The sequence below is a fragment of the Thioalkalivibrio sp. ALE16 genome (assembly GCF_000381305.1).
Classification (GTDB): domain Bacteria; phylum Pseudomonadota; class Gammaproteobacteria; order Ectothiorhodospirales; family Ectothiorhodospiraceae; genus Thioalkalivibrio.
Genome location: NZ_KB906368.1, coordinates 20984 through 46644 on the forward strand (window position 1 = coordinate 20984; position 25661 = coordinate 46644).

Consider the following 25661-nt stretch of genomic DNA (forward strand, 5'->3'; position numbering starts at 1 on the left):
GGAAGGCCCCGCAGGAACCCGTGCCCCGCAGCGGCCCGGCACGGGGGAACATCTGACCATGGACGCCCCGCGCGCCATCCTGATCGCCCTCCTCGGGGCCCTGCTGTTCCTGAGCCCGCTGGTGATCTGGGTCGCCCACCTGAGCCCCGCCTGGTGGTGGCCGTTCGCCGCCTGGGCAGTCTTCATCCTGGCCATCGCGGCCCTGAGCCGGGGCGGTCGTCGTGACCCTTAGCCTCGGCCTGCTCTATGCGGTGGGCGTGGCCTACCTGGCCCTGCTGTTCGGCATCGCCTTCCTGGCCGACCGCGTCCCCCGGGTCGGCCGGCTGGCGGCGAACAGCTGGGTCTTCAGCCTGTCGCTGGGGGTCTACGCGACCTCCTGGACGTTCTACGGCAACCTCGGCTTCCTGGCCGAACAGGGCTATCTGTACCTGACAATCTACCTGGGCGTGACCCTGGCCTTCGCCGCCACGCCCTGGCTGCTGCGCCCCATCCTGCGCGTGACCCGCGAACAGCAACTGACCTCACTGGCCGACCTGTTCGCCTTTCGCTACCGCAGTCGCCTGACCGGACCGGTGGTGGCCCTGTTCATGCTGGCCGGCGTGCTTCCGTACATCGCCCTGCAGATCAAGGCGGTGGCCGAGTCCGCCGCGGTCCTGACCGCGGAAACCCCGCCCCACCTGCTCGCCTTGACCTTCAGCGCCACCATCGCACTGTTCGCGATCCTGTTCGGGGCCCGCCACATTGCCCCGCGCGAGAAGCACGCCGGCCTGGTGCTGGCCATCGCCTTCGAATCCATCGTCAAGCTGATCGCCATCCTCGGCATCGCGGCGGTGGCCCTGTACGCGGTGTTCGGCGGTTTCGCCGGCCTCGACGACTGGCTGGCCGCGCACCCCGAGGCGGTCGATGCGCTGTACGCCCCGGTGCGCGAGGGTGGCTGGTTCGCAATGATGATTCTCGCCTTTGCCGCGGCCTTCCTGCTGCCGCGCCAGTTCCACATGCTGTTTACCGAGAACATCAACCCGCAGGCCCTGACCACCGCCGCCTGGGCCTTCCCGGCGTTCCTGCTGCTACTGAACCTGCCGATGCCGATCCTCTACTGGGCCGGCGAGGCGGCCGGCCTCGGAATCTCGCCGAACTACTACGCCATCGGGATCGCCGGACTGCTGGAGTCGCCCAGCCTGGCGCTGCTGGTCTTTATCGGCGGCCTGTCCGCCGCCAGCGCCATGATGATCGTGACCACCCTTGCGCTGGCCCACATGGGGACCAACTACCTCTCGCCGCTGACCCGGCTGCACGAAGAAGAGCGCAGCGCCAACATCTATACCCGCCTGCTCTGGGGGCGGCGCATCTGGATCGTGTTCATCATCGGACTGGGCTATGCCTTTTACGGCCTGTTGCAGGTAGTCGAGGGGCTGGCGCAGCTGGGGCTGATCTCGTTTGCCGCGGTGGCCCAGCTCCTGCCGGGCCTGATCGGTCTGATGCTGTGGAAGCAGGCGACCCGGGTCGGCTTCCTGCTCGGACTGGTCGCGGGCATCACCGGCTGGGCCTTCACCCTGGTGATGCCGCTGTTGTCGGATGCCGGCATCGCCACCGGACTGCCGGATCCGCAACAGTGGCTGCTGGCCGGGATGCTGGACCCGTGGACCTTCGCCCTGATGCTGAGCCTGGGCGTCAACGCCCTGCTGTTCGTGATCGGGTCCCTGCTGACCCGCCCCAACCGCGAGGAGATCGAGGCCGGCCGCGCCTGCTGCCCCAACGAGTCCACCGGGGCCGGCGCCGGCCTGCCCCTGGCCGGAGACGTGACCGAGATGGAGACCGCCCTGGCCGCCACCCTGGGGCCGGGTGCCGCGCATCACGAGGTCCAGCGCGCGCTCGACGACCTCGGCCTGCCGCGGCACACGCGCTCGCGCAGCGACCTGCGCCACCTGCGCGAACGCATCGAGCGCAACCTGTCCGGTCTGCTCGGGCCGGTTCTCGCGCGCATGATCGTCGACCAGCACCTGCGCCTGGATGCCGCCGGACGCCAGACCCTCAGCGAGAGCCTGCGGCGCATCGAGGAGCAGCTGGAGACCCGCTCCCTGCCACTGTCCGGCCTGGCCGCCGAACTGGACGCCCTGCGCCGCTTTCATCGCCAGATCCTGCACGAACTGCCGCTCGGCGTGGCGAGCCTGACCAACAGCGGCGAGATCACTGGCTGGAACCAGGCCCTGGCGCAACTCACCGGTGTGGCCACCGAGGACGCCGTGGGCCAGAACATCGGCCGACTCGACAGCCCCTGGAGCGGCCTGTTGACGGCCTTCCTCGAGAGCCCGGACCGGCAGTGGTACAAGCTGAACGTGGACCTGCCCGCCGGCAATCGCCGCCTGAACCTGCACCGTTCCGAGCTACAGGATGCCCATGGCCAGGTGGAGGGGCGCGTGGTCCTGATCGAGGACGTGACCGAGCGCGCCCAGCTCGAGTCCGAGATCGCCCACGGCGACCGCCTGGCCTCCATCGGCCGCTTTGCCGCCGGGGTCGCCCACGAGATCGGCAATCCGCTGACCGGGATCGCCTCGCTGGCCCAGACCCTGCCGCTGGAGGATGATCCCGACGAGATCCGCGGCATCGCCGACGACATCCTCGCGCAGACCCGGCGCATCAATGCGATCGTGCAGTCCCTGATCACCTTCGCCCACGCCGACGAGGGGCCGTCCGCGGGGCACTTCGAGACCATCGCGCTGGACGAACTCCTGGCCGAGGCCATTCGCCTGACTCGCCTGGCCGGGCGCAAGGACCTGCAGTTCTCCACCACCGGCCTGGAGGGGCTGCATGTCCGCGGGTCGCATGCCACGCTGCTGCAGGTCTTCATCAACCTGCTGACCAACGCCGAGCAGGCCTCGCCCGAGGGCTCCACGGTCGTGATCGCCGCGCGCGTCCATGGCCGCCACATCCAGATCACCATCGACGATGCCGGCCCCGGGATCGACGAATCCAGCCTGGAACGCCTGTTCGAGCCCTTCTTCACCACCAAGCCGGCCGGTCAGGGCACCGGCCTGGGCCTGCCGGTGGCCTACAGCATCGTGCGCGACCACGGTGGTACCCTGATGGCCGCCAACCGCCCCGAGGGTGGGGCCCGATTCCTGCTCATGCTGCCGCACCAAGACCGATGACCCGCATCCTGCTCGTAGACGACGAAGCCCCGATCCGCCGCGCCGTGCGCCGGTTCCTGGAGCATCACGGCTTCGAGGTCGGCGTGGCCGAGAACCTGGCCGAGGCGCGCGCCCTGGCCGCGGCCGACCCCTACGACCTCCAGCTGGTGGATCTGCGCCTGCCGGACGGCGAGGGCATCGAGCTGCTGCCCGAGTTCACCCGCTCGCCCACGGTCATCATGACCAGCTACGCATCGGTCCCCTCGGCGGTAAACGCGATGAAAGAGGGCGCGGCCGACTACATCGCCAAGCCGTTCGACCACGACGCCCTGTTGCTGACCCTGCGCGCCGCCCTGCGCGAACGCGAGGCGCGCGACCGCCTCCCGCCCGAGGCGCCCGACGCCGGTACCGAAACCCTCAGTCACCCGGGCCTGGGCCTGATCGGCGACAGCCCCGCGATGCAGCGGCTTCGCGACCAGATCCGGCGCGTGGCGGCCACGCACTCCACCGTGCTGCTGCGGGGGGAATCCGGCACCGGCAAGGAGCTCGCCGCGCGCGCCCTGCATGAACTGAGCCCGCGCGCCGGGGGGCCCTTCGTGGCCGTCAACTGCGCCACCATCCCGGAGGGCTTGGTGGAGGCCGAGCTGTTCGGGCACGCCCAGGGCGCCTACACCGGGGCGGTCAAGGCCCGCACCGGCCTGATCCAGAGCGCCCATGGCGGCACCCTGTTCCTGGACGAGATCGGCGAACTCGCGCCGGCGGCCCAGGCGCGCCTGCTGCGCGTGCTGCAGGACGGCGAGATCCGTCCGGTGGGCGCCAACGAGAATCAGAAGGTCGACGTGCGCCTGCTGGCCGCGACCCATCGCGATCTGGAGGGCATGATCGAGGAACAGGCCTTTCGGGCCGACCTCTACTACCGCCTGCGGGTACTGGAGCTGGCCATCCCGCCCCTGCGCGAGCGGCGCGAGGACATCCTGCCGCTGGCGCAGCATTTCCTCGAGGGGCTGGCCGGATCGGGAACGATCCCCCGCCTGACGCAAGCGGCGCGGGATGCCCTGGAGGCCCAGGACTGGCCGGGCAACGTGCGCGAACTGGCCAATGCCCTGGAGCGCGGATGGGTCCTCTGTCCCGATGGACACATCGCGCCGGAGCACATGGGCCTGGAGGCCCCGGACGCCGCCGCGGCCGGGGAACACCCCAACCCGGCCTTCCCGACGCGCCGCAAGCCCCGGGGCTCGAGCCTGAACGAGTACTTCCGCCAGTTCGTGCAGGAGAACCAGGACCGCATGACCGAAACGGAGCTCGCGCGGGCGCTGGGCATCAGCCGCAAGACCCTGTGGGAACGCCGTCAGCGCGAGAATCTGCCGCGACCACGCACCTGAACCCGCCGCCGTGGCCGAGGCCCCCGAGTTCCGACGAGTCTTCCTCGCCCTGTGGCCCGACACGGCCACACGCGAACGACTGGATCGGCTGGGACGCACCCTGGATGGTCCCGGCCGTCCGATCCCGCCCGAACATCTGCATCTGACGCTGGCCTTCGCCGGCACGGTTCCCGCCGGGCAGGCCGATTGCCTGGCCGGTCACCTCGGGGCCCTGGCCTCCGAGCCGCTGGAACTAACCCTGGACCGGCTGGGGCACTTCGCCCGTCCGCGCATTACCTGGGTAGGCCCAAGCGATCCGCCAGCGGCCCTCCTGGACCTCGCGGATCGGGCCCATGCCCTCTGCCGGGAGTGCGGCATCGACACCGGCCCGCCCCGCCCGTTCCGGCCTCACGTTTCGCTGCGCCGCCACGCCGCGCCGCCCGCTCGCGAGCGGATCGAAACGCCGCTGCACTGGGCGACGGACACGATTGTCCTGATCGAGTCCGGCCGCGACGGGCATCCCGGGCCCTACCGCATCCTCGCCCGGACGTAAGGCGGGCCCGCTTCGCGCCCCCCCGGACGAAGCGCGATACCCCGGGCCGCCGCGATCAGTCCACCGGCGGGAGATTGCCCGTTTCTGCAGGGTCCGCCGGCTCTGACGGATCGGCGGGTTCGGCCGGGCGGTTACCGGTGTCCGGCCGCGTCGGGGTCTGGTCCCCCAGCGGAGGCGCATCCGCGCCTCGGGGCTGACGCTGCTGGCCCAGCGGCGGCGCGTCCTGGGGCTGCCCCTGTCCTTGCGGCTGCCCCTGGCCACCGGGCGGCTGGCCCTGCCCCTGAGGCGCGGTCGGCGCGCCGCCCTGACCGGGGGCCGGCTGACCACCGCGCTCCATCTGGCCCGGGGCCTGCTGCCCCTGGCCCGGCGGCTGGCCGGGGGCCGGCTGTGGCTGCCCCGGGGGCATGCCCTGACCACGCTCCTGGCCCTGGCCGCGCGGCATACCCTGACCGTGCTCCTGGCCCTGGCCGCGCGGCATGCCGCCGTGCCCCGGGGTGTCCTGCCCGCCCGCCGGAGGGGCACCCCGCTCGGCGGGGGGTGTACCCTGGCCCATGCCACCTTGCTGGCCGCCTTGCTGCGCCTGGGCATGGGCCGTTCCCACGGCGAAGAGCGAGCCAAGGGCAATGATCAATGCGGTACTGCGAAACCGGGTCATGGGAAACTCCTTGCGGCCGTGAAGCCATTCGTTCAGGCCCCCGGTGATAGCAGCCGGGCCCCGCGGCCCCCAAGGCGCAGGGGCGAGTTCCCCGGAATTTCGTGAAGCACTTCACTTCGTGGAGGCTGCCTGACTGTCCGGCCAGATCAATTCTTCAAGTCGACGGGCACGGTAAACATCAGCAATCCGTAGTCCGACTCGTACTGTTCCTTGAACCGGGCCGCGATCCGCTCGCACAGCTCCGACGAGGCCACGACCTCCAGCTTGATGTTGCCGCCGGCCCGCCAGTTGCCCCGGCGCTTGCCGTGCCGGCCCCAGCCGCGTGCGTCGGTCACCGTGTAGCCGGCCGCCCCCATGGCGCGTACCTCGTCGATCAGCATCTCCTCCAGGATCGCCTCGGCCACCACCGTCAGCAGGTACATGTCATCGCCTTGCATCGAGCTAGCCTCCGAGCGAATAAAGGGTCTGGGCCATCCAGAAATACAGCGGAACGCCCAGGAAGATATTGAACGGGAACGTCACACCCAGCGAGGCCCCGATCGACAACGCGGGGTTGGCCTTGGGCACGGCAATGCGCATCGCGGCCGGCGCCGCGATGTACGACGCACTGGCATACAAGGTGGCCAGCAGCAGCGTGCCCCCCAGGCTCATGCCCAGGCCCCATCCGAGCAGGATCCCGAGGATCGCGGAGACGATCGGCATGACGATCGCAAAGACGATGAGGAACAGCCCGTACTGGCGGACATCCGCGATGCGGCTGGAGGCCACCAGCCCCATCTCCAGCAGGAACAACGCCAGCACCCCCTTGAACAGATCAAAGAACATCGGCTCCAGCGGCTCGATGTGATCCGGGCCGGCAACGAACCCGATCACCAGTCCACCGGCCAGCAGGAAGATGCTCTTGCCAAAGATGACCTCGTGCAGGGTCTTGCCCCAGCGAGTGGGGCCCCGGCTGCCCATGCGCGCCAGCAGGATCCCGATGACCAGCGCCGGCATCTCCAGGAGTACGAGGAACACCACCATGTGCCCCTCGTAGTCCAGACCCCGGGACGCCAGAAACGCGACCGCGACCGAGAAGGTCACGACCGACACCGAACCGTAGTGGGCCGCAATGGAAGCCGAATCCGCCCGCGGCATCCGCCCGAGAAGGTACAGCACCGGAAACGCGATCAGCGGGATCAGCGAACCCACGGCGAGCACCGCCAGGCCCGGCAGCAGCAACGGAAGCAACTCGCTTTCCGCCAGCTTGACCCCGCCCATCAGGCCGATGGCCAGCAGCAGGTAGATCGACAGCGCCTCGTAGATCGCCATCGGGATCTTGAGGTCCGACTTCGCCAGACCCGCGATCGCCCCCAGCAGGAAGAACAGCACAACCGGATCGAATGCCATTTCGCCTCCGCGTCCCGACGCTACAAGCCACCGCAGCGCACCCCGTTATGGTAGGCAAGACCCTCGTGCCAGGGAACCGGTTTCCGGAGGCGTTTTTGGCGGCCAACCAACCGCCCCCTCACACCACGGCCCGTACCGGAACCACCGCGTCCGCCGGCTGGGCTACGCTTGGGAAACGGGCTTAGCCATCACGAGGGCCAACGCATGACGCGAATCCTGATCCTCCAGGGGCACCCGGACCCGGCCGGCGGCCATCTCGACCACGCGCTCGCCGACGCCTACCGCGAGGGGGCCGAACAGGGCGGCTTCGCGGTGGACACCTACACCATCGCCCATCGTGATGTCCCGCTGCTCAGGAGCCAGGCCGAGTTCCTCGACGCAAGCGTCCCGCCCGCGATCCTCGAGGCCCAGGCCCTGATCGAGGCCGCCCACCACATTGTGCTGATCTACCCGCTGTGGCTGGGCGACATGCCGGCCGGGGTGAAGGCCTTCCTGGAACAGACCCTCAGGCCAGCCTTTGTCGCCGATGGCGACATGAACCGCCTGCGCCACACGCGGCTGAAGGGCCGTTCCGTACGCATCGTGGTCACCATGGGCATGCCGGCCCTCGCCTACCGCTGGTGGTTCGGCGCCCACAGCCTGAAGAGCCTGGAGCGGAACATCCTGCGCTTCTGTGGCTTCGGCCCCGTCCGCCACACCCTGATCGGCCAGAACGGCGGCAACGCGGCCGCGCGCGAGCGCTGGCTGCAGCAGCTGCGCACGCTCGGCCGCCAGGCGAAGTAACCGACCAGTCGGTGCACTTGGGGACCATTCCCATCCAGCCGGCCTGTGTGTACCCCAACGACCTCCCACTGAGCGAAGGACGGGAGCACCGATCGGGACGTCCGAAATGAATTGACCACTACACGGTCAAACGGAGACCGCCCCACCCCGGGAACACGTGCGCAGGGCGGATCCGCCGCGCTCGGTCAGAGCCCCGGGAGATCCGGGCTCGGCGGGGTGGGCGGCTCGGGGAGATCGGACGGGTCCGGCAGCGGCGCGTCGTCCGGGGACGGCGGCGAGGACGGATCCGGCGCCCGCGGAAGGTCGGGCCCCCGATCGGGGCGCGGGTCGCCGCGGCGCTGCCCCGGCGGAGTACCGCCGTGTCCGGGTGGCAAGTCGCCGGCGGCTGGCGTGTCGCCACTGGCGCCCGGGGCGCCCGAAGGCGGTCCGCCCGCCGGCTGCGCCTGGGCGCCGCCATACGCCAGGAGGGCACTCACGAACAACACTTGAAGCCAATGACGCATGGAGATCTTCATGCCACACACTCCTTTGGTGGATACCTGACCCTGAGGCGTTGCCGTATCCGCACGAGTTCTCGCCATCGCGCGACTCTGACGACCCGTTCACACCCGGGCCCACCCGAGTGCTGTCCTACGCCTCGACCACCAGTTGCTGGAACAACCCGCCCAGGATCACCAGGGCGAAGCCTGCGTACAGGCCGGCGACCACATCGTCCATCATGATCCCGTGGCCGTCCTGCCACTTGTGGTCGAAATAGTTCGCCGGCCAGGGCTTGAGGATGTCGAAAATCCGGAACAGCAGAAAGCCGACCACCACCCACATCAGCCCCGCGGGGGCAAAGGCCAGGGTAATCAGCATGCCCGCCCATTCGTCCCAGACGATGCCCGGGTGATCGTGCACACCGAGCTTGCGGGCACTCTCGCCACAGATGTGGAAGCCGGCCATGACCACGATCACGGTCACGGCGATATAGGCCCATTCCGGGAAATTCATGATCGCGAAGTACAGCACCAGCGCGCCCAGCGAGCCGGTGGTGCCCGGGGCCCAGCGCGACAGGCCGCTGCCGAAGCCAAAGGCCAGCAGGTGGATCGGATCGCCGAATACGGTCTTCGCCGATGGCATCTGCGGCTTGCGGCTCTTCTGCTCCGTCATGGCTACCCTGTCCCTAGTGTTCCTTGGGAAACACTGATCAATGTACACGCTCGCGCTCGAGTCGCTTTTGCGTGCGAACAAGGCGCGGCGACGGCCGTGCAGCATTCTGCACAAGGGAGCCGCAACGCCGTGCGCGCGCAAAAGCGGCCGAGCCCCTTCGGGGTTGGTACCCCAGGTTCCCCGATCCTGCGTTGCGGCCCTTGCCGGTAGAACCACTACCGGCTGCGCACCGCGCCTTGTCTCGGAAAACCTGGGGTACCAACGCGAGTGTGTACATTAATCAGTGTTTCCCATGTTGTCCGCGAAATGATCGTGCCCCGCCCGCGTCACGTCCAGTCGCCGCCCGTCCGCGTCCTCGACGACCACCGCGTCACCCTCCGTGCATTCCCCGATCACGGTCAGCGGCAGATCCACGCTGAAGGCCAGCAGATCCAGCGATTCCCCGGCCGGCAGTGCGAACAGCAGTTCGTAGTCCTCGCCTCCGCCGAGCGCATACTCGCGGGCCTGATCGTCCGGGATCTGTGCCAGCAACGGATCGCGGGGGACGGCGGGCCAGTCGACCCGCGCGCCACAGCCCGACGCGGCACACAGGTGCCCGAGATCCGCCAGCAGGCCGTCGGAAATATCGATAGCCGCCCGGGCACGGTTCCGCAGGCCGCGCCCCAGGGCCAGCCGCGCCCGGGGCCAGAACAGCCGGTCGCAGGCCGGCTCCCGGGCATCGGCGGGCAGAGTCGCGCCCGCGGCGCCCCGCGCCCGCCGGGCGGTCTCGTGGGCAAGCCCGAAGGCCGCCCCGCCCAACGCACCGGATACCACCAGTCGGTCGCCGGGCCGGGCCCCGGCCCGGCGCAGGGCCTGGCCCGCGGGCGCGGTACCCAGCACGGTCACGCTGATTGCCAGAGGGCCCCGGTTGGTATCCCCGCCTACCAGCGGGATACCAACCTCTTCGGCCAGCGCCAGGAAGCCCTCGCTGAAACCCGCCAGCCAGTCATGATCGACCCGTGGCAGGGTCAGCGACAGCAGCGCGCCCAGCGGCTCGGCCCCCATCGCGGCCAGGTCACTGAGGTTGGAAGCCAGGGCCTTGTGCCCAACGCTCGCCGGCGGGTGATCGGGGAAAAAATGGGTACCCTCAATCAGGGTGTCGACAGTGACGGCCAGCTCGTGGCCGCTCGCCACAGCCAACAGGGCGGCATCGTCCCCGATGCCAAGCCGAACGCCCTCGGCGTTCACGTCCGCCGACGGCGCGCCGAAATAACGCTGAATCAGGTCGAACTCGGAGTCGGAGCCGGCCATTGCCGTGCTGCGGCGTTGCGCGGGGTCAGCGCGGCGTGGCGCGCTCGGGACCGCGCAGCTCGGCGGAGAGCCGGTCCAGCACACCGTTGATGTAACGATGCGACTGCTCCGCACCGTAGCGCTTGGCCAGGTCCACGGCCTCGTTGATCACCACGCGATAGGGCACCTCGATCCGCTCGGCCAGCTCCCACTGACCCAGCCACAGCAGGGCATGCTCCACCGGGTCGAGCTGGTCCAGCGGGCGGCCGAGGTACGGCTCCATGCGGGCATCCAGGGCCTCGCGATCGCGGGTCACACCGATCAGCAGCTCGCGGAAATACTCGGCATCCGCCTTCGCGTGTTCCTCGTCGTCACGGAACTCTGCCAGGATGTCCTTGGGGTGGGCGCCGGTCATCTGCCAGGAGTACAGCGCCTGCATGGCGCGACGCCGCGCGAACGAGCGCGCGTGGCGCGCCCGCTGCTCGGGCGTGCTGCGCGGGCGCTTGGCGCGGGCGCCGCCCGCGCCCTTGGCGGCCGGACGGTCGGGTTGGGAGGGATTGCCAGGTTCGGTCACGTCGGTTTCGTGCTCGCTCAGGCGCCGCCGCGCAGCTGCCGCATCAGGCTGACCATCTCGATCGCGCCCATCGCGGCATCCGCGCCCTTGTTGCCGGCCTTGGTGCCGGCGCGTTCAATCGCCTGCTCAATGGAGTCCGTCGTCAGAACACCGAAGCTGATCGGCAGGTCCTCGGCCATCTGCACCTGGGCCAGGCCCTTGGCCGCCTCGCCGGCGACGTAGTCGAAATGCGGGGTGGAGCCGCGGATCACGCAGCCCAGGGCAATGACCCCGTCATACTGCCCGGAACGCGCCATCGCCTGGGCCGCCAGCGGCAGTTCATAGGCCCCCGGCACGCGGGCGATGGTCAGATTCTTTTCCTGCACGCCATGGCGCTTCAGAGTATCCACCGCGCCTTCCAGCAGGCGTTCGACGATCAGGCTGTTAAAGCGCGCCAGCAGCAGGCCATAGCGATGGTCGGCGGCGTCGGTGAATACGCCTTCCAGGGTCTTAATGTCGTGCATGGTTTCATTCCGATTGAGACGGAGACGAGGCGGCCGTTCGGGGCCGACCCGCGGGGCCGAGTTGCAAATGCCGCCTAGTGTAGCACCGCGAACCCGCGCGGTAGAGCGCGCCCGCACGAATCGCGCAGCCGCCCGCCTGCCATGGCGCTGACTGGACCTGCATTTGGCGCCGGTATGCTCAGTGGCGTCGGCCCGGCGTCCTGCCCGATCATGGCGGACCCTTGTTCATCGCTCGGTGGTTGACGGTCCCTTCGTTAGGTCGCCTGCCTCGTGGTGGCTGGTCTGGGTTCGGCATCCGGTGTTTACGTGCTTTCGGTCTACATACTGCCGTGCGCTGACTCGCCAGCGCGCCCCGAGGCACTTTCTTGCTTGCCCAAGAAAGTACCCAAAGAAGGGCACCCGGATTTCGCCCAGGAACCTTGCTCCAGGGCCCTCGGGCCGGCGGCGCTGAACTCGCTACGCTGCGCTCCGCTCAGACATCCAGCGCCTTCTCCCGCCCCGAGAACCCTTCCGCAAGGGGCTCCATACGGGAGGCGAAGGTCAAGACAGAAGGTATTCCGACCCCGCGACACCACAATGGCCCTGCCGCCTGAAAGCCCCCGGCGCCCGCTGCGCGGGCGCGGCACGCAACGGCCAAAGGCCGAGCGTGCCCAGATGTCCGAAGACCTAGCCTTCGTCCACTCGCAATATCGTCGGGACGGCCGTTGTTTTGACCTGCCTCCCCGTTGTCGTCGCGCCGAGCGGAGAGGGTTTTCGCGGGATCAGAGGCGCTGGATGTCTGAGCGGAGCCGAAGGCGCAGCGAGTTCAGCGCCGCCCGCGAAAAGCCTCGGAGCGAGGGAAACCCCGGCCCGCAAAGCGGGCCGGGGTCGCGGCAGTCGGGCGTGTTTCTTGGTGACTTCTTTGCACGAGCAAAGAAGTCACTCGGGGCGCGCTGGCGAGTCAGCGCACGGCAGTATGTAGACCGAAAGCACGTAAACACCGGATGTCGAACCAGGGCCAGCCACCACGAGGCAGGCGGCCAGGCGCGTGCCGGCCGGGGGCTACTCGTGGACGTAGTCCACAACCTCCAGGCCGAAGCCACCGAGGCCATGAAAGCGCTTGGGCGCCGACATCAGCTTCATGCGCCCCACCCCGCAGTCAGCCAGGATCTGGGCACCAATGCCATACATGCGCCACTCGGCGGAGTTCTCCCGCCCACTGCGCTCTTCCGGCGCCGGCTGGCCGATATGCTCCAGACGCTGGGCCAGGGCCTCCGGGCTCTCGTGCTTGCGCAGCACCACCACCACACCCTCGCCGGCCGCGTCGATCCGGCGCAGGGCATCGTCCAGCGGCCAGCCACGATCCGGACCGGCGTAACCCAGCGTGTCGTACAGCGTGCTTTCCAGGTGGACACGCACCAGGGTCTCCTGGTCCGGCTTCGGCTCCCCGCGCACCAGCGCGAAATGCAGCTCGTGATCCACCTCGTCCTCGAACGCCAGCAGGCGGAATTCGCCATGCTCGGTCGGGAACGGACGCTCCGAAACCCGACGCACGGTCTTCTCGTTCTCGATGCGATAGCGGATCAGGTCCTCGATGGTGCCCATCTTGAGGTCATGCTCGGCGCAGAAGCGTTCGAGATCCGAACGCCGCGCCATGCTGCCGTCCTCGTTCAGGATCTCGACAATCACCGCCGCCGGTTCGGCCCCGGCCAGGCGCGCCAGATCGCACCCGGCCTCGGTATGGCCGGCGCGCACGATGACCCCACCGGGCTGTGCCATCAGCGGGAACACGTGCCCCGGTTGGACGATATCCTCGGGCTTCGCGTTGGGCGCGACCGCGGTCCGGATGGTGTGTGCGCGATCGTAGGCCGAGATGCCGGTGGTCACGCCCTCGGCGGCCTCGATCGACAGCGTAAAGTTGGTGCCATGCACGTCATTGGTGTCGGTCACCATCAGCGGCAGCGCCAGCTGCTTGCAGCGCTCGCGGGTCAGCGTCAGGCAGATCAGGCCGCGGCCGTACTTGGCCATGAAGTTGATGTCCTCGGGCCGCGCGTGCGAGGCCAGCATCAAGAGGTCGCCCTCGTTCTCGCGGTCCTCGTCGTCGACGATGACCACCATGCGTCCGGCCTGCAGTTCCTCGAGGATGGTTTCGGTACTGGAAAATTCCATGCGTGCCTTCGGTCGGGGGCCGTGCGTTCAGTCGCGCGGCCCGGATTGATTGGGAAAGCCCTGTTCAGCCAGCCAGGCCTCCGACAGGTCGCCCGCCTGCGCGCCGGGCTCGGCCGCCCGCTCGCCCAGCATCAGACGCTCCAGATAGCGGGCGATCAGGTCGACCTCGAGGTTGACCGGGGTGCCCACCGTATAGACGGCGAAGCGGGTCAGGGACCAGGTATGCGGGATGATGTTGACCTCGAACTCGGCGCCGTCCACGCGGTTCACGGTCAGGCTGGTGCCATCAATAGTGATCGAGCCCTTGGCCGCGATGTAGCGGGCCAGTGCCGGTGGCGCGCGAAAGCGCACGCGGGTCGAGCGCGCATCGGGCTCCATCGCCACCACCTCGCCGACGCCGTCGACGTGCCCGGACACCATGTGCCCGCCCAGGCGGTCGCCCAGGGCCAGCGCCCGTTCGAGATTCACCCGGTCCCCCGGTCCGAGATGGCCCAGCGTGGTCACCTCCAGCGACTCGCGCGAGACATCGGCGGCAAAGCCGCTGCCCGCCAGATCGGTCACCGTCAGGCAGACCCCGTTCACCGCGATCGAGTCCCCCAGCCGGGTGTCCGACAGGTCCATCCCGGTCGCGTTCACGTGCAGCCGCACGTCGCCACCACTGGGGGTCAGGCGCTCCAGGCTGCCTAGGGTCTCGATGATTCCGGTAAACATGGACGTCCGCTCGTTCCGGGGTGCCCGCACGAACCGCGCCGGGCTGCTCGCCGCCCATCATAGGGAAACCCTAATGAGTTCGCACCACGCCCCGCCCTTTTACCCGGTTCCTGCCCGGAAACCCCTTGTTCACCACGAAGCACACGAAGGCACGAAGAAGGGACAGGTCAAGGACGATCTACAGGAAGATAAGAAGACTGGAAGGATGATTGGGTTTGAAACGGGGTACACATCGGCCTCGCAGGGGCAGGCCATGACCACCCCCCTATTCTTCTTTACCGAAAAACCCTTCCGATCTTCCCATCTTCCTGTGAATCGCCTTTGACCTCCTTCGTGCCTTCGTGTGCTTCGTGGTGAAATCGGCCTTCAGGAACGCGGGTGGGCGCGCAGGCGCAGGGTTTCGCCGACCCAGCGGGAATCGACGATCTCGAGTTCGGCGCGCTCGGACATGCGGGCCAGCGGCCACTCGACCAGGGGGCGAGCATTGGAGCCCATCAGCAGGGGGGCCTGGTAGATCAGCCATTCGTCCACCCAGCCACCACGGGCGAGCGCCCCGGCCAGCCCCGGCCCGGATTCCACATGCAGCTCGTTGACCTCGGCGCGGCCCAGCTCCGCCAGCACCGCGCCCAGATCCAGCCCGCCCTCGGCGGATTCCTCCGCCAACGGCACGGGCCGGACCTCCGCCCCTCGGCCGCGCAGGGTGTCGGCGGCCGGCGAGTCCGCGGCATCGGGGCCCGTGAGGATCCAGACCGGTCCCTCGCGCAGGATCTGCGCGCCTGGCGGCGTCCGCAGGCGGGCGTCCAGGATCACCCGCAGGGGCTGGCGTCCCGGCAGGTCGTAATAGCGGGGGTCATCCGGAAACCCGGCATGGGCGGCCAGGTCGAAGGGCTTCATGCGCACGTTCAGGCGCGGGTCGTCGGCGACCACGGTGCCGCTGCCGGTCAGGATCGCGCCCGCGCGGGCCCGCCAGAGCTGGACGTCGCGGCGCGCCGCCTCGCCGGTGATCCACTGCGACTCGCCGGAGGCCATGGCGGTACGCCCGTCGAGGCTCGCGGCAAGCTTGACGCGCACCCAGGGGTGTCCCTGCTCCATGCGCCGCACGAATCCGGGGTTCAGGGCACGCGCCTCGGCCTCCAGCACGCCGCTGTAGACCGGGATACCTGCTGCCCGCAGGGCCTCGATCCCGCCGCCACAGACCTGCGGGTTGGGGTCCTGCATGGCGATCACGACCCGGGCTACCCCGGCGCCGATCAGGGCATCGGTGCAGGGCGGGGTCCGGCCGTGATGGCTGCAGGGTTCCAGGGTGACGTAGGCGGTTGCGCCACGCGCGGCCTCGCCGGCCGCCCGCAGTGCGTTCACCTCGGCATGGGCCTCGCCGGCCTTCCAGTGCAGTCCCGCGCCGACTTCGCGTCCGTCGCGCACGATCACGCACCCGACCCGCGGGTTCGGGTCCGCGGTGAAGCGGCCGTAGTCGGCCAGCTCCAGGGCCCGCGCCATGTAACGGCGGTCCGTGATCGCCTGCTCGGTCGTGGGTGCTTCCATCACTCCCCCCTGGACGAGTCACCACTCCCCGGTGGCTCCTGCGGGCCACCCGCCGCCGATTCCGGGGCAGGGCCGGGTGCCTCCTCGTCGATCAGGCGCAGCTGCGAGCGGCGCATCTCCGGGCTGAGGTCTTCCTCCAGCCGTTCGATGGCTTCGCGGAAGGACTGCACACTGGCGAAGCTGAGATAAATGGAGGCAAACCGGATATAGGCCACATGGTCGAGGCCGTGCAAGGCGGCCAGGACCATTTCGCCGATACGGTCGGATTTCACTTCCGGGGCGGTGAGCGCGGACAGCTGGCGCTTGATGTCGTCGATGACCCGCTCGACATCGTCGGTCTTCACCGGGCGCTTGTGCAGGGCCCGGCGCAGACCGCTACGCAGCTTTTCCTCGTCGAAGGCGACGCGCTCGCCGGAGCGCTTGACCACCCGCGGCAGGCTGAACTCCGCCCGCTCGAAGGTGGTAAAGCGCGCCCCGCAGGCGCGGCACTGACGCCGGCGCCGGATCTGTTCCTGCTCCGGGCCGGCCACCCGCGAATCGACCACGCGGGTATCCTGATCATGACAGGACGGACAGCGCATCCCGCGCCCGCGACCCGTGACTCGCCGAGATTATTCGGGCGCGCCGTAGACCGGGAAGCGGCGGCAGATCTCGACGACCTTGTCGCGGGTCGCGTCGATCACCTGCTCGTTCTCGTGGTCGTCCAGCACGTCGGCGATCCAGCCGGCCAGCTCGCGCGACTCGGCCTCGGTAAAGCCACGCGTGGTCAGCGCGGCGGTGCCGATGCGGATGCCGGAGGTTACGAACGGGGACTGCGGGTCGTTCGGCACCGCGTTCTTGTTGACGGTGATGTTGGCGCGACCCAGCGCGGCATCCGCGGCCTTTCCGGTCATGCCCTTGGACACCAGGCTCAGCAGGAACAGGTGGTTGTCGGTGCCTCCGGAGACGATGTCGTAGCCGCGTTCGACCAGGACCTCGGCCATCGCGCGGGCGTTGGCGATCACCTGCTTCTGGTAGGTCTTGAATTCCGGTTCCAGGGCCTCCTTGAACGCCACCGCCTTGCCGGCGATCACGTGCATCAGCGGGCCACCCTGGGTACCCGGGAAGATCAGCGACTGGAACTTCTTGTTCAGCTCCGGCTGACCCTTGGTGATGATGAAGCCGCCACGCGGCCCGCGCAGGGACTTGTGCGTGGTGGAGGTGACCACGTGGGCGTGGTCGATCGGATTCGGGTATTCACCAGCCGCGATCAGGCCGGAGACGTGGGCCATGTCCACCATCAGGTAGGCGCCCACGGAATCGGCGATCTCGCGGAAGCGCTTCCAGTCGACCACACGCGAGTAGGCGGAGAAGCCGGCGACGATCATCTTCGGCTGGTGCTCGGTGGCCAGACGCTGGACCTCGTCGTAGTCGATCAGGCCCTCGTCGGTGATGCCGTACTGCACCGCGTTGTAGATCCTGCCGGAGAAGTTCGGCTTGGCGCCGTGGGTCAGGTGGCCGCCGGCGTCCAGGCTCATGCCGAGCACGGTGTCATGCGGCTGCAGCAGGGCCATGTACACGGCCGCGTTGGCCTGCGAGCCGGAATGCGGCTGCACGTTGGCGTAGTCGGCGCCGTAGAGTTCCTTGAGACGGTCGATCGCGAGCTGTTCGACGATATCCACGTACTCGCAGCCACCGTAGTAGCGCTTGCCCGGGTAGCCCTCGGCGTACTTGTTGGTCAGCACGGAGCCCTGGGCCTCCATCACGCGCGGGCTGGTGTAGTTCTCGGAGGCGATCAGCTCGATGTGCTCTTCCTGACGCTGCGCTTCCTTGCTGATGGCGCCCCAGAGTTCGTCGTCGTAACCGTGGATACTCATGTCGATCGAAAACATTCGGTTCTCCCGTTCAAGGCTTCGGATTCGGTGGATTGCGGCGCGCCCGCCGGAAGGCGGCACTGCCGTCAAAAAGGCCGCTTATCATACGTCATCCGGCCCCTCTTTTCAGACCGGGCGGCTCCCGGGGCGCCCACCACGACGCCTCGCGAACGCCCCGAAATTGCGGGTTTCGCAAGCCCGATCAAGTACTTTGATGCCGGTCCGTTCGGCGCGGACGGGGCCGGCTCAAGCCCCTTCCAGCGACCGTGGAATACCGCGCCCGGCGCGCGTCAGGCGGGTCCGTCGATCCGCTCGACACCCACCTCGTGGCGGATCGGGTAGACCGGGAGCCCGAACTGGTTGTAGATCGCCACGTCCGCCGCGTCGCGGCCGTAGCCCACCACCACATAGCCGCCCCGCAATTCCGTCTGGGTCGCATCGAAGCTGTACCAGCGACCGCCGACGAAGGCCTCGAACCAGGCGTGCATGTCCATCGGCTGCAGGCCGTGCAGATACCCGACCACCATGCGCGCCGGGATGCTGAGACTGCGGCAAAGCGCAATGCCGAGATGCGCCAGGTCGCGGCACACCCCACTCCCGCGCTGGTTCACCTCCACCGCCGAGATCGGGATGTCGCTGGTGCCGGGAAGATACTCGATGCGGTCACGCAGCCACTGCTCGATCGCGGCCACCTGGTCGTAGCCCAGCCACTGGCCAGCGGTGATCTCGGTGGCCATCAGATTGAAGCGGTCCGATTCGCAGAAGCGGCTGGGCAGCAGGTAGCCAAGGGTCGCGTCCGGCAGGGCCTGCACCTCGACAAACGGGGCGCCGGGGGCGCGATCCAGGGCATCGGCCGTCTGCACCTCGGCCGCTGTGTGGATCGAGAACGGCCCAGGCGGTGCCACCAGACGCTGGCAGAGATTGCCGTAGACATCCACGAACTCGGTCACCGGGGCGTTCGGCACCAGGCGATACTCCTCGCGCGCGATCCACTGCAGCGGGCCGCTGCGCGGGCGCAGCATCAGCACGAACGGTGTCGGGACAGGGATCTCGAATTCGAAGTCACAGCGGGTTTCAAGCCACATGGGGCAATGCCTGCGTCGGATGGAGGTCCCCACCCTACGCGCCGCTTGGCCGCAGAACCAGAAAAACCTTGCCGCGCGCCCCGGACTGGCGGGCGTGTACATTGCGGCCCGATTCCCTACACTCGCGATACCGTCTGTTCCCGGGAGAACACATGCGAGGATCCCCCGTGCACCGCATCCCTACACGTCACCTGACCCGCGGGCTGCCGGCCCTGGGCCTGAGCCTGGCCTTGTTGCTGCTCGCGCCCCTGGCGGCGGCCGAGCAGCGCTTCATCAACATCGGTACCGGCGGCGTCACCGGGGTCTACTACCCGGCCGGCCAGCACCTGTGCCGCCTGTTCAACACTCGCCGCGACGAACACGGGATGCGCTGCACCGCGGAAAGCACCGGGGGCTCGGTGTTCAATCTGAACATGGTGCGCTCCGGTGACATGGATTTCGGCGTGGCCCAGTCGGATCTGCAGTACCACGCCTACCATGGCAGCGGCCGCTTCGAGGCCTTCGGGCCGGCCACGCACCTGCGGGCCATGTTCAGCCTGCACCCGGAGCCCCTGACCCTGGTGGTGCGACCCGACGCGGAGATTGCCGGACTGGATGATCTGCCGGACAAGCGCGTGAACATCGGCAACCCCGGATCCGGCCAGCGCACCCTGATGGAAGAGCTGATGGAGAAGCTCGGCTGGGATCACGATACCTTCCGCCGAGTCAGCGAGCTGCCCTCGCGCGAGCAGGCCCAGGCCCTGTGCGACAACCGCATCGACGCCTTCGTGTTCTCCGTCGGCCACCCTTCGGCGGCGATCCAGGAGCCCATCGCCACCTGTGATGCACGCCTGGTCTCCATCGAGGGGCCGGCCATCGAGGAACTGATCCGCTCGACCCCCTACTACCTCACCGCCGTGATCCCCGCCGATACCTACCCAGGGCAGGACCAGGACATCCGCACCTACGGCGTGGGCGCCACCCTGGTCACATCGGACCGCACGTCGAATACCGCCGCCTTTGAACTGACCCGCGCCGTGTTCGAGAACTTCGAGACCTTCCGCGGCCTGCACCCGGCCTTCAGCGGGCTCGAACGCGAGGGCATGGTGGACGAGGGCCTGTCCGCGCCCATGCACCCCGGCGCCCGACGCTACTTTCGCGAGGCAGGACTGATCGATGACTGATACCCGAGCCCAGGATGCCGCCAGCCCGGAAGACCGTCAGGTCGCCGAGCTGGAGACCGGCGGCCGCCACCCCGGCCGCGCGACCCGCAGTCTCATCTGGATCACGGCCGTCGCGTGGTCGCTGTTCCAGATCTGGATCGCCGCGCCGATGGCCGACTGGGTGGATGTCTTCGTGGTCTCCGAGACCGAGGCCCGCTCCATCCATCTGGCCTTCGCGATCTTCCTCGGCTACCTGCTCTTCCCCGCGGTACGTCCCACCGCCCGCGGCAAGGGCTGGCAGCACGCGATCGGCATCCTCTATGCCCTCGGCGGCCTGGCCCTGATCGCACTAGGGCTATGGCAGCTGCTGGGCCTTGAACGCCTCGGCGAGGTCTATCTGGCCCTGGGCATTGCTTTGGTAGTAGTGGCCTGGCCCCTGCTGCGCGGGAACGACCCCGTGCATCGTGTGCCCCTGGGCGACTGGGTATTCGCCGCGGTCGCGGCCTTCAGTGCGCTCTACCTCTACCTGTTCCACGAGGCGCTGGCGGCGCGCCCTGGCGCCCCCACCGAGCTGGACCTGGTCATGGCCGGGATCGGCCTGATCCTGCTGCTGGAGGCGACCCGCCGCGTGCTCGGTCCGGCGCTGACCATCATCGCGGCGATCTTCCTGTTCTACACCTTCGCCGGGCCGCTGATGCCCGACCTGATCGCCCATCGCGGCGCGAGCTACCCGCGCGCGATGGCGCAGCAGTGGCTGTCCAACGAGGGGGTGTTCGGGATCGCGCTGGGGGTCTCCACCAGCTTCGTGTTCCTGTTCGTGCTGTTCGGCGCGCTGCTGGAACGCGCCGGCGCCGGCGACTACTTCATCCGCGTGGCCTTCTCCCTGCTCGGGCACCTGCGCGGGGGCCCGGCCAAGGCCGCGGTGATGGCCTCGGGGATGACCGGCGTGGTCTCCGGTTCATCCATCGCCAATGTGGTCACCACCGGCACCTTCACCGTGCCGCTGATGCGCCGGGTCGGTTTCGCCCCGCACAAGGCCGGCGCGGTGGAGGTGGCCAGCTCGGTCAACGGCCAGTTGATGCCGCCGGTGATGGGGGCCGCCGCCTTCCTGATGGTCGAGTACGTCGGCATCCCCTACGTGGAGGTGCTCAAACACGCGATTCTGCCGGCGCTGATCGCCTATATCGCGCTGATCTATATCGTGCATCTGGAGGCCTGCAAGAACGGCATGGAGGGGCTCCAGCGCGCCACCGTGACCACCTGGCGCGGGCGCCTGATCAGCTTCGGAATCACCGTCTCCAGCCTGATCATCCTGGCCGCCGCGGTGTACTGGGGGCTTGGCTGGATCAAGGAGGTGGCCGGCGACGCCGCCGCCTGGATCATCGCCGGCCTGCTGTTCGCCGCCTACCTGATCCTGCTGTGGATCGTCGCCCGCGAACCCGAGCCGGAACCCCTGGACACCGAGCAACCCCTGCCGCGCGTGCTACCCACGGTACTGGGCGGTCTGCACTATGTGCTGCCGCTGGTGGTGCTGGTCTGGGCCCTGGTAGTGGAGCGCCTGTCGCCGGGGCTGGCGGCGTTCTGGGCGGTGGCCTTCATGATCTTCATCGTCCTGACCCAGCGCCCGCTGGTCGCGCTGTTCCGGCGCCAGGGCCGGCTGCTGCAGGCGACCTGGGTCGGGGTATGGGAGCTGTTCCAGGGCTTCGAGACCGGCGCGCGCAACATGATCGGTATCGGCCTGGCCACCGCCGCGGCCGGGATCATCGTCGGCACCGTGGCGATGACCGGCGTCGGACTGGTGCTGACCGACCTGGTGGATACCCTGTCCGGCGGCAACCTGCTGCTGGTGCTGGTGCTGACGGCCCTGATCAGCCTGATCCTGGGGCTGGGCCTGCCGACCACCGCGAACTACATCATCGTGGCGACCCTGATGGCCCCGATCATCGTCGACCTGGGCGCCCAGCACGACATCCTGATCCCGCTGATCGCGGCCCACCTGTTCGTGTTCTATTTCGGCATCATGGCCGACGTGACGCCGCCGGTGGGTCTGGCCTCGTTCGCTGGCGCGGCGATCGCGAAGGCCGACCCGATCCGTACCGGGATCCAGGCCTTTGCCTACAGTCTGCGCACCATCGCACTGCCGTTCTTCTTCATCTTTAACAGCCAGTTGCTGCTGATCGGCGTGGACAACGTGTTCCAGCTGACGCTGGTATTCCTCGGCTCGCTGGCGGGCATCCTCGCGTTTACCGCGGCCACTCAGGGCTGGTTCCTGACCCGCAGCCGCTACTGGGAATCCGGCGCCCTGCTGGTGGTGGCCTTCGTGCTGCTGGTGCCCACGGTACTGATGGACCGCATCGCGCCGCCCTTTGCGCACCAGCCGCCGGAGACCCTGCTGGAGGTCGTCGAGACGATCCCGGATCGTGACTCGCTGCGCGTGGAGGCCACCGGCATCGACCTGGAGGGCCGCGAGATCACCCGCACGGTGATGTTCCCACTGGGCAGCCCGGATCTGGCCCCGCGCGAACGCCTGGCCGATGCCGGCCTGGACGTGCGCTTCGATCCCGACGCGCAGAAGGCGCAGATACAAACGGTTGCTTTCGGCAGCCCGGCCGGCCGGGTAGGCTTGGAGGGTGGCTGGGCCATCACCGGCGTGCTGGTGCCCACCGACCGTCCGAGTCCCTACTGGTTCTACCTCCCCGCACTGGCCCTGGGGCTCCTGGTCGCCTGGAACCAGCGCCGGCGCACGACACCACCGGGAGGCGGGCCATCCGCCGACGCCCCGGCGCTGTCGGCGTAACCCGACCTCACCACGAACGGAGGACCCGCGATGGAACAACCTCAATACGGCTTCAACGTGATCGTGCCGGGCGCGATCGATCAGGTGATCGAGCGCACCACCGCCGCCCTGGGCGAGGAAGGCTTCGGCATTCTCAGCGAGATCGACGTGGCCGCGGCCTTCAAGAAGAAACTGGACCTGGATCATCGGGCCTACCGCATCCTCGGCGCCTGCAACCCGAACCTGGCCCGCCAGGCGATCGAGGCGGATCCGAACATCGGGCTGCTGCTGCCCTGCAACGTCCTGGTACAGGACAACGAGAACGGGACCTGCACGGTCGGCTTCATGGACCCGGTCGCGGTGATGGGTCTGGTCAACAAGCCCGGTGTCGAGGACCTTGCTCAAGATGTGCGGCATCGCCTGGAACGGGTACGCCTGACACTGGAGACGGGCTAGTGGGCCATGCGGGACGTTCGGTGACGATGGAGCACAGCCAGAAGTGCCGGAGCAAGGCGGGCAAGTGCCGGAATAGCCACGCTATTTCAAACTTGCCCAACGCAGCGCCGGCGCTTCTGGCGAAGCGATCCGTTACCGAACTTTCCGCGTGGCCCGCTAGCCCCGGCCGCGCCCGCATCTGATGGAACCCGGAACCGACCAGTCCTTGCTACTGGCCGAGCGCATCCGTTCGGCCAGTGCAGCCGGCCACCGCCTGGCCATCACCGGCAGTGGCAGTCAGCGTGCCCTCGCGTTCCCCGAAGGATATCCGGCGGATGTGCAGCTGCTGGAGGCAGGCCGCCACCACGGCATCGTCAATCTGGCCCCCAGCGAGCTGGTGGTGACGGTGCGTGCCGGCACACCGGTGATGGAATTGCAGGCCGCGCTGGAAGAGGTCGGCATGATGCTGCCCTTCGAGCCGGCCATGCCCACCCCGTCCAGCACCGTGGGCGGCATGGTCGCCCTGGGGCTGTCCGGCGCGCGCCGCCCCTGGACCGCCAGTCTGCGCGACGCGCTGCTGGGTACACGCATCGTGAACGGCCGCGGCGAGATCCTGCGCTTCGGTGGCGAGGTCATGAAGAACGTCGCCGGCTTCGACGTCTCGCGCCTGATGGCGGGCAGCCTGGGCAGTCTGGGCCTGCTGCTGGAAGCCAGCTTCAAGCTGCTCCCCGCCCCCGCCTACCAGGCCTGGCTGCGCCGCGAGGACTCCGCGGCCGAATTCATCCAGCAGGCCCGGGACTGGGGACGCACCGCCCTGCCCTTCTCCGGCCTGGCCTGGGCCGACGGGATCACCCGGATCCGCCTGGGCGGTGGGCAGGAGGCCGTGCAGGAGGCCGCCGAGCGCCTGGGCGCGGATGCCGATCTGGAGGGTCCGCCCTTCTGGACCCGACTGCGCGATCGTCACCTGCCGTTCCTGACCGGTTCGGTGACCGGCGACGAACGCCTGTGGCGTCTGAGCCTGCCGCCGGCGACCCCGCCCCTTGACCTGCCGGGTGAGTGGCTGATGAACTGGGGCGGCGGCGAGCGCTGGCTGCGCTCCAGCGCGGCCCCGGAAACGGTCCGCACGACGGTCGCAGACGCGGGCGGGCATGCCCGGCTGTGGCTGGGCAATCCCGCCGGCGGCTCCTGGCTGCATCCGCGCCCCGCGCCGCACGCGCGCCTGGAAGGGGAAGTCCGCGCGGCGATGGACCCGGACGGGGTATTTTTCGCCCCACTGATTGCCCCCCATCCACGCCCCGCCCGGGCGAGCTGAGACCATGGAAACCCGCCTGCACCCCCGCTTCGAGAACGACCCGGCGGCGCGCATCGCCGAGGACGCGCTGCGCGCCTGCGTGCACTGCGGCTTCTGCAACGCGACCTGCCCGACCTATCAGGAACAGGGCGACGAGCTGGACGGCCCGCGCGGCCGGATCTACCAGATCAAGGAGGTCCTGGAGAGCGGCGAGGCCAATGCCACGACGCGCACCCATCTGGACCGCTGCCTGACCTGCCTCAACTGCATGACCACCTGCCCCTCCGGCGTGGACTACAACCACCTGGTGGCGGTGGGCCGCGAGGTCGTCGAGCGCGACCTCGACCGCCCCTGGCGCGAGCGGCTGCTGCGCGGCCTGCTGGCGCGCGCCCTGCCGGCGCGCTGGCCGTTCCGTCTGGCCCTCGGGCTGGGGCGTCTCGCCCGCCCGGCCCTGCCCGCGCGACTGAAGCGGCGCGTGCCGCCGCGCCAGGCCACCGAGACCGTACCCCGGCCCGCCAACGGTGCTGCGGGACCCGGCTTCCAGCATGGGCGCGTGCTGCTGCTGGGCGGCTGCGTGCATGACGCCATCGACGCCCGCATCAACGCGGCCCTGCGCCACCTGCTGGCCCGCCGCGGCGTCGAGGTAGTGGAGACCGGGGCGGCCCGCTGCTGTGGAGCGGTGGAACACCACCTGGCCTTCGAGGAACGGACCCGCGCCCGGGTCCGCGCCAACCTCGACGCCTGGGAACCGGTCCTGGAGCGCGGCGTCGACGCGGTCGTCAGCACCGCCAGTGGCTGCGGCGTGCTGCTACGCGACTACGGGCACATCCTGGCCGACGACCCGACGTACGCCGAGCGCGCGGCCCGGCTGGCGGCACGGGTTCGCGACCCGGTGGAACTGTTCGACGCCGAAAGCATCCGCGAGCTCGGGATCCGCGCACCGGCCGATCACCCACCAGTGGCCTGGCACGCCCCCTGTACCCTGCAACACGGCCAGGCCCTGCCCGGGCGCGTGGAACCGCTCCTGCAGGCCGCCGGTTTCAATCTGGTTCCGGTCATCGAGCCGCACCTGTGCTGCGGCTCTGCCGGCACCTACTCGATCCTGCAGCCGGAGATGGCAGGTCGGCTTCGCCAGCGCAAGCTGGACAACCTCGAGGCCGCGGGCCCCGCGCGCATCGTCACCGCCAACATCGGCTGCCAGACCCATCTGCAAAGTGGCACGGACACCCCGGTCGAGCACTGGCTCACGCTGCTCGAGCGCCACTGTCCGGCAACTCCCGCCGGTGCGTAGGGGCGCTTGCCCGCGCCCGG

24 protein-coding genes and 1 pseudogene are annotated in these 25661 nt (G+C 69.1%); 10 read left to right on the forward strand and 15 right to left on the reverse strand.

Annotated features, from left to right (window positions below):
• The first annotated feature begins 58 nt into the window (after positions 1-58).
• Genes F627_RS17150 through thpR form a run of 4 tightly spaced genes read left to right on the forward strand, consistent with a single transcriptional unit; the run spans position 59 to position 5042 of the window.
• Positions 59-232, forward strand: coding sequence for a hypothetical protein (locus F627_RS17150; protein WP_018866931.1), 174 nt, complete (start codon positions 59-61; stop codon positions 230-232).
• Positions 222-3149, forward strand: coding sequence for a sensor histidine kinase (locus F627_RS0111800; protein ID WP_019584131.1), 2928 nt, complete (start codon positions 222-224; stop codon positions 3147-3149). The genes F627_RS17150 and F627_RS0111800 overlap by 11 nt, the downstream gene beginning before the upstream one ends.
• On the forward strand, positions 3146-4510 hold the full coding sequence (locus F627_RS0111805) for a sigma-54 dependent transcriptional regulator (RefSeq protein ID WP_019584132.1): 1365 nt from the start codon (positions 3146-3148) through the stop codon (positions 4508-4510). Before F627_RS0111800 ends, F627_RS0111805 begins: the two co-directional genes overlap by 4 nt.
• Before the next feature lie 10 nt (positions 4511-4520).
• Positions 4521-5042, forward strand: a complete 522-nt coding sequence (gene thpR / locus F627_RS0111810; protein WP_019584133.1) for an RNA 2',3'-cyclic phosphodiesterase — start codon at positions 4521-4523, stop codon at positions 5040-5042.
• A 55-nt stretch (positions 5043-5097) separates the two neighbouring features.
• On the opposite strand, the gene F627_RS0111815 is transcribed toward thpR, so the two are convergent.
• From F627_RS0111815 to F627_RS0111825, 3 genes are all read right to left on the reverse strand, one after another.
• Positions 5098-5697: a hypothetical protein gene (locus tag F627_RS0111815; protein ID WP_018878860.1), complete on the reverse strand. Its 600-nt coding sequence runs from the start codon at positions 5695-5697 to the stop codon at positions 5098-5100.
• A 146-nt stretch (positions 5698-5843) separates the two neighbouring features.
• Entirely contained in the window at positions 5844-6134 is a 291-nt protein-coding gene (locus F627_RS0111820; RefSeq protein ID WP_026280909.1) for a nitrogen regulatory protein P-II, read from the reverse strand.
• A 4-nt stretch (positions 6135-6138) separates the two neighbouring features.
• Positions 6139-7086 (reverse strand): sodium-dependent bicarbonate transport family permease, encoded by a 948-nt coding sequence (locus F627_RS0111825; RefSeq protein ID WP_018881507.1) that lies wholly within the window; start codon positions 7084-7086, stop codon positions 6139-6141.
• 204 nt (positions 7087-7290) lie between these two features.
• On the opposite strand from F627_RS0111825, the gene F627_RS0111830 reads away from it, so the two are divergent.
• Positions 7291-7869 (forward strand): NAD(P)H-dependent oxidoreductase, encoded by a 579-nt coding sequence (locus F627_RS0111830; RefSeq protein ID WP_018881508.1) that lies wholly within the window; start codon positions 7291-7293, stop codon positions 7867-7869.
• Positions 7870-8054: 185 nt separating this feature from the next.
• Here the strand turns inward: F627_RS0111830 and F627_RS16600 are convergent, their stop codons facing one another.
• The 12 genes and pseudogenes from F627_RS16600 to F627_RS0111885 all read right to left on the reverse strand — a co-directional run bounded on the left by F627_RS16600 (position 8055) and on the right by F627_RS0111885 (position 18706).
• Positions 8055-8384, reverse strand: a complete 330-nt coding sequence (locus F627_RS16600) for a hypothetical protein (RefSeq protein ID WP_081630755.1) — start codon at positions 8382-8384, stop codon at positions 8055-8057.
• 115 nt (positions 8385-8499) lie between these two features.
• Positions 8500-9021: a phosphatidylglycerophosphatase A gene (locus F627_RS0111835; RefSeq protein WP_018866939.1), complete on the reverse strand. Its 522-nt coding sequence runs from the start codon at positions 9019-9021 to the stop codon at positions 8500-8502.
• A gap of 276 nt (positions 9022-9297) precedes the next feature.
• Positions 9298-10311 (reverse strand): thiamine-phosphate kinase, encoded by a 1014-nt coding sequence (gene thiL / locus F627_RS0111845; RefSeq protein ID WP_019584134.1) that lies wholly within the window; start codon positions 10309-10311, stop codon positions 9298-9300.
• A 25-nt stretch (positions 10312-10336) separates the two neighbouring features.
• Positions 10337-10864: a transcription antitermination factor NusB gene (gene nusB, locus F627_RS0111850; protein ID WP_018881511.1), complete on the reverse strand. Its 528-nt coding sequence runs from the start codon at positions 10862-10864 to the stop codon at positions 10337-10339.
• A 17-nt stretch (positions 10865-10881) separates the two neighbouring features.
• Positions 10882-11367, reverse strand: a complete 486-nt coding sequence (gene ribE, locus F627_RS0111855) for a 6,7-dimethyl-8-ribityllumazine synthase (protein WP_018875807.1) — start codon at positions 11365-11367, stop codon at positions 10882-10884.
• 472 nt (positions 11368-11839) lie between these two features.
• A pseudogene (locus F627_RS17350) lies at positions 11840-12044 on the reverse strand (hypothetical protein); the annotation flags it as partial.
• A gap of 364 nt (positions 12045-12408) precedes the next feature.
• Positions 12409-13515: a bifunctional 3,4-dihydroxy-2-butanone-4-phosphate synthase/GTP cyclohydrolase II gene (gene ribBA / locus F627_RS0111860; protein ID WP_018867828.1), complete on the reverse strand. Its 1107-nt coding sequence runs from the start codon at positions 13513-13515 to the stop codon at positions 12409-12411.
• Between the two features lie 27 nt (positions 13516-13542).
• A complete protein-coding gene (locus F627_RS0111865; protein ID WP_018875809.1) occupies positions 13543-14226 on the reverse strand; it encodes a riboflavin synthase in 684 nt (227 codons plus the stop codon).
• Positions 14227-14592: 366 nt separating this feature from the next.
• Positions 14593-15768 carry a bifunctional diaminohydroxyphosphoribosylaminopyrimidine deaminase/5-amino-6-(5-phosphoribosylamino)uracil reductase RibD gene (gene ribD / locus F627_RS0111870; protein WP_019584135.1) on the reverse strand — a complete coding sequence of 392 codons (1176 nt, stop codon included), beginning with the start codon at positions 15766-15768 and terminating at the stop codon, positions 14593-14595.
• Positions 15768-16349: a transcriptional regulator NrdR gene (nrdR, locus tag F627_RS0111875; protein WP_026280521.1), complete on the reverse strand. Its 582-nt coding sequence runs from the start codon at positions 16347-16349 to the stop codon at positions 15768-15770. The genes ribD and nrdR overlap by 1 nt, the downstream gene beginning before the upstream one ends.
• Before the next feature lie 30 nt (positions 16350-16379).
• Positions 16380-17639, reverse strand: a complete 1260-nt coding sequence (gene glyA, locus F627_RS0111880; protein WP_019584136.1) for a serine hydroxymethyltransferase — start codon at positions 17637-17639, stop codon at positions 16380-16382.
• A gap of 272 nt (positions 17640-17911) precedes the next feature.
• Positions 17912-18706 (reverse strand): transglutaminase family protein, encoded by a 795-nt coding sequence (locus tag F627_RS0111885; RefSeq protein ID WP_019584137.1) that lies wholly within the window; start codon positions 18704-18706, stop codon positions 17912-17914.
• A gap of 152 nt (positions 18707-18858) precedes the next feature.
• Between F627_RS0111885 and F627_RS0111890 the strand changes: the two genes are divergently transcribed.
• The 5 genes from F627_RS0111890 (at position 18859) to glcF (ending at position 25641) form a co-directional block, all read left to right on the forward strand.
• Positions 18859-19869: a TAXI family TRAP transporter solute-binding subunit gene (locus F627_RS0111890; RefSeq protein WP_026279322.1), complete on the forward strand. Its 1011-nt coding sequence runs from the start codon at positions 18859-18861 to the stop codon at positions 19867-19869.
• Positions 19862-22645, forward strand: coding sequence for a TRAP transporter permease (locus F627_RS0111895; RefSeq protein WP_019558234.1), 2784 nt, complete (start codon positions 19862-19864; stop codon positions 22643-22645). Before F627_RS0111890 ends, F627_RS0111895 begins: the two co-directional genes overlap by 8 nt.
• Before the next feature lie 30 nt (positions 22646-22675).
• Positions 22676-23080 carry a DUF302 domain-containing protein gene (locus F627_RS0111900; protein ID WP_018867836.1) on the forward strand — a complete coding sequence of 135 codons (405 nt, stop codon included), beginning with the start codon at positions 22676-22678 and terminating at the stop codon, positions 23078-23080.
• Between the two features lie 181 nt (positions 23081-23261).
• Complete coding sequence (glcE, locus tag F627_RS0111905) at positions 23262-24371, forward strand: glycolate oxidase subunit GlcE (RefSeq protein WP_019584138.1); 1110 nt, start codon at positions 23262-23264, stop codon at positions 24369-24371.
• Positions 24372-24375: 4 nt separating this feature from the next.
• Entirely contained in the window at positions 24376-25641 is a 1266-nt protein-coding gene (glcF, locus tag F627_RS0111910; RefSeq protein ID WP_018875816.1) for a glycolate oxidase subunit GlcF, read from the forward strand.
• Positions 25642-25661: the final 20 nt, after the last annotated feature.

Excerpts from the sequence above, each read along its gene's own strand:
- ribBA (WP_018867828.1), bottom strand. The coding sequence starts at position 13,515 with ATGGAATTTTCCAGTACCGAAACCATCCTCGAGGAACTGCAGGCCGGA.
- F627_RS16600 (WP_081630755.1), bottom strand. The coding sequence starts at position 8,384 with ATGAAGATCTCCATGCGTCATTGGCTTCAAGTGTTGTTCGTGAGTGCC.
- F627_RS0111900 (WP_018867836.1), top strand. The coding sequence starts at position 22,676 with ATGGAACAACCTCAATACGGCTTCAACGTGATCGTGCCGGGCGCGATC.
- F627_RS0111865 (WP_018875809.1), bottom strand. The coding sequence starts at position 14,226 with ATGTTTACCGGAATCATCGAGACCCTAGGCAGCCTGGAGCGCCTGACC.
- F627_RS0111820 (WP_026280909.1), bottom strand. The coding sequence starts at position 6,134 with ATGCAAGGCGATGACATGTACCTGCTGACGGTGGTGGCCGAGGCGATC.
- nrdR (WP_026280521.1), bottom strand. The coding sequence starts at position 16,349 with ATGCGCTGTCCGTCCTGTCATGATCAGGATACCCGCGTGGTCGATTCG.
- F627_RS0111890 (WP_026279322.1), top strand. The coding sequence starts at position 18,859 with ATGCGAGGATCCCCCGTGCACCGCATCCCTACACGTCACCTGACCCGC.
- F627_RS0111885 (WP_019584137.1), bottom strand. The coding sequence starts at position 18,706 with ATGTGGCTTGAAACCCGCTGTGACTTCGAATTCGAGATCCCTGTCCCG.
- F627_RS0111805 (WP_019584132.1), top strand. The coding sequence starts at position 3,146 with ATGACCCGCATCCTGCTCGTAGACGACGAAGCCCCGATCCGCCGCGCC.
- F627_RS0111815 (WP_018878860.1), bottom strand. The coding sequence starts at position 5,697 with ATGACCCGGTTTCGCAGTACCGCATTGATCATTGCCCTTGGCTCGCTC.
- glcF (WP_018875816.1), top strand. The coding sequence starts at position 24,376 with ATGGAAACCCGCCTGCACCCCCGCTTCGAGAACGACCCGGCGGCGCGC.
- thiL (WP_019584134.1), bottom strand. The coding sequence starts at position 10,311 with ATGGCCGGCTCCGACTCCGAGTTCGACCTGATTCAGCGTTATTTCGGC.
- glyA (WP_019584136.1), bottom strand. The coding sequence starts at position 17,639 with ATGTTTTCGATCGACATGAGTATCCACGGTTACGACGACGAACTCTGG.
- F627_RS17150 (WP_018866931.1), top strand. The coding sequence starts at position 59 with ATGGACGCCCCGCGCGCCATCCTGATCGCCCTCCTCGGGGCCCTGCTG.
- F627_RS0111825 (WP_018881507.1), bottom strand. The coding sequence starts at position 7,086 with ATGGCATTCGATCCGGTTGTGCTGTTCTTCCTGCTGGGGGCGATCGCG.
- ribD (WP_019584135.1), bottom strand. The coding sequence starts at position 15,768 with ATGGAAGCACCCACGACCGAGCAGGCGATCACGGACCGCCGTTACATG.
- glcE (WP_019584138.1), top strand. The coding sequence starts at position 23,262 with ATGGAACCCGGAACCGACCAGTCCTTGCTACTGGCCGAGCGCATCCGT.
- F627_RS0111835 (WP_018866939.1), bottom strand. The coding sequence starts at position 9,021 with ATGACGGAGCAGAAGAGCCGCAAGCCGCAGATGCCATCGGCGAAGACC.
- F627_RS0111895 (WP_019558234.1), top strand. The coding sequence starts at position 19,862 with ATGACTGATACCCGAGCCCAGGATGCCGCCAGCCCGGAAGACCGTCAG.
- ribE (WP_018875807.1), bottom strand. The coding sequence starts at position 11,367 with ATGCACGACATTAAGACCCTGGAAGGCGTATTCACCGACGCCGCCGAC.
- F627_RS0111830 (WP_018881508.1), top strand. The coding sequence starts at position 7,291 with ATGACGCGAATCCTGATCCTCCAGGGGCACCCGGACCCGGCCGGCGGC.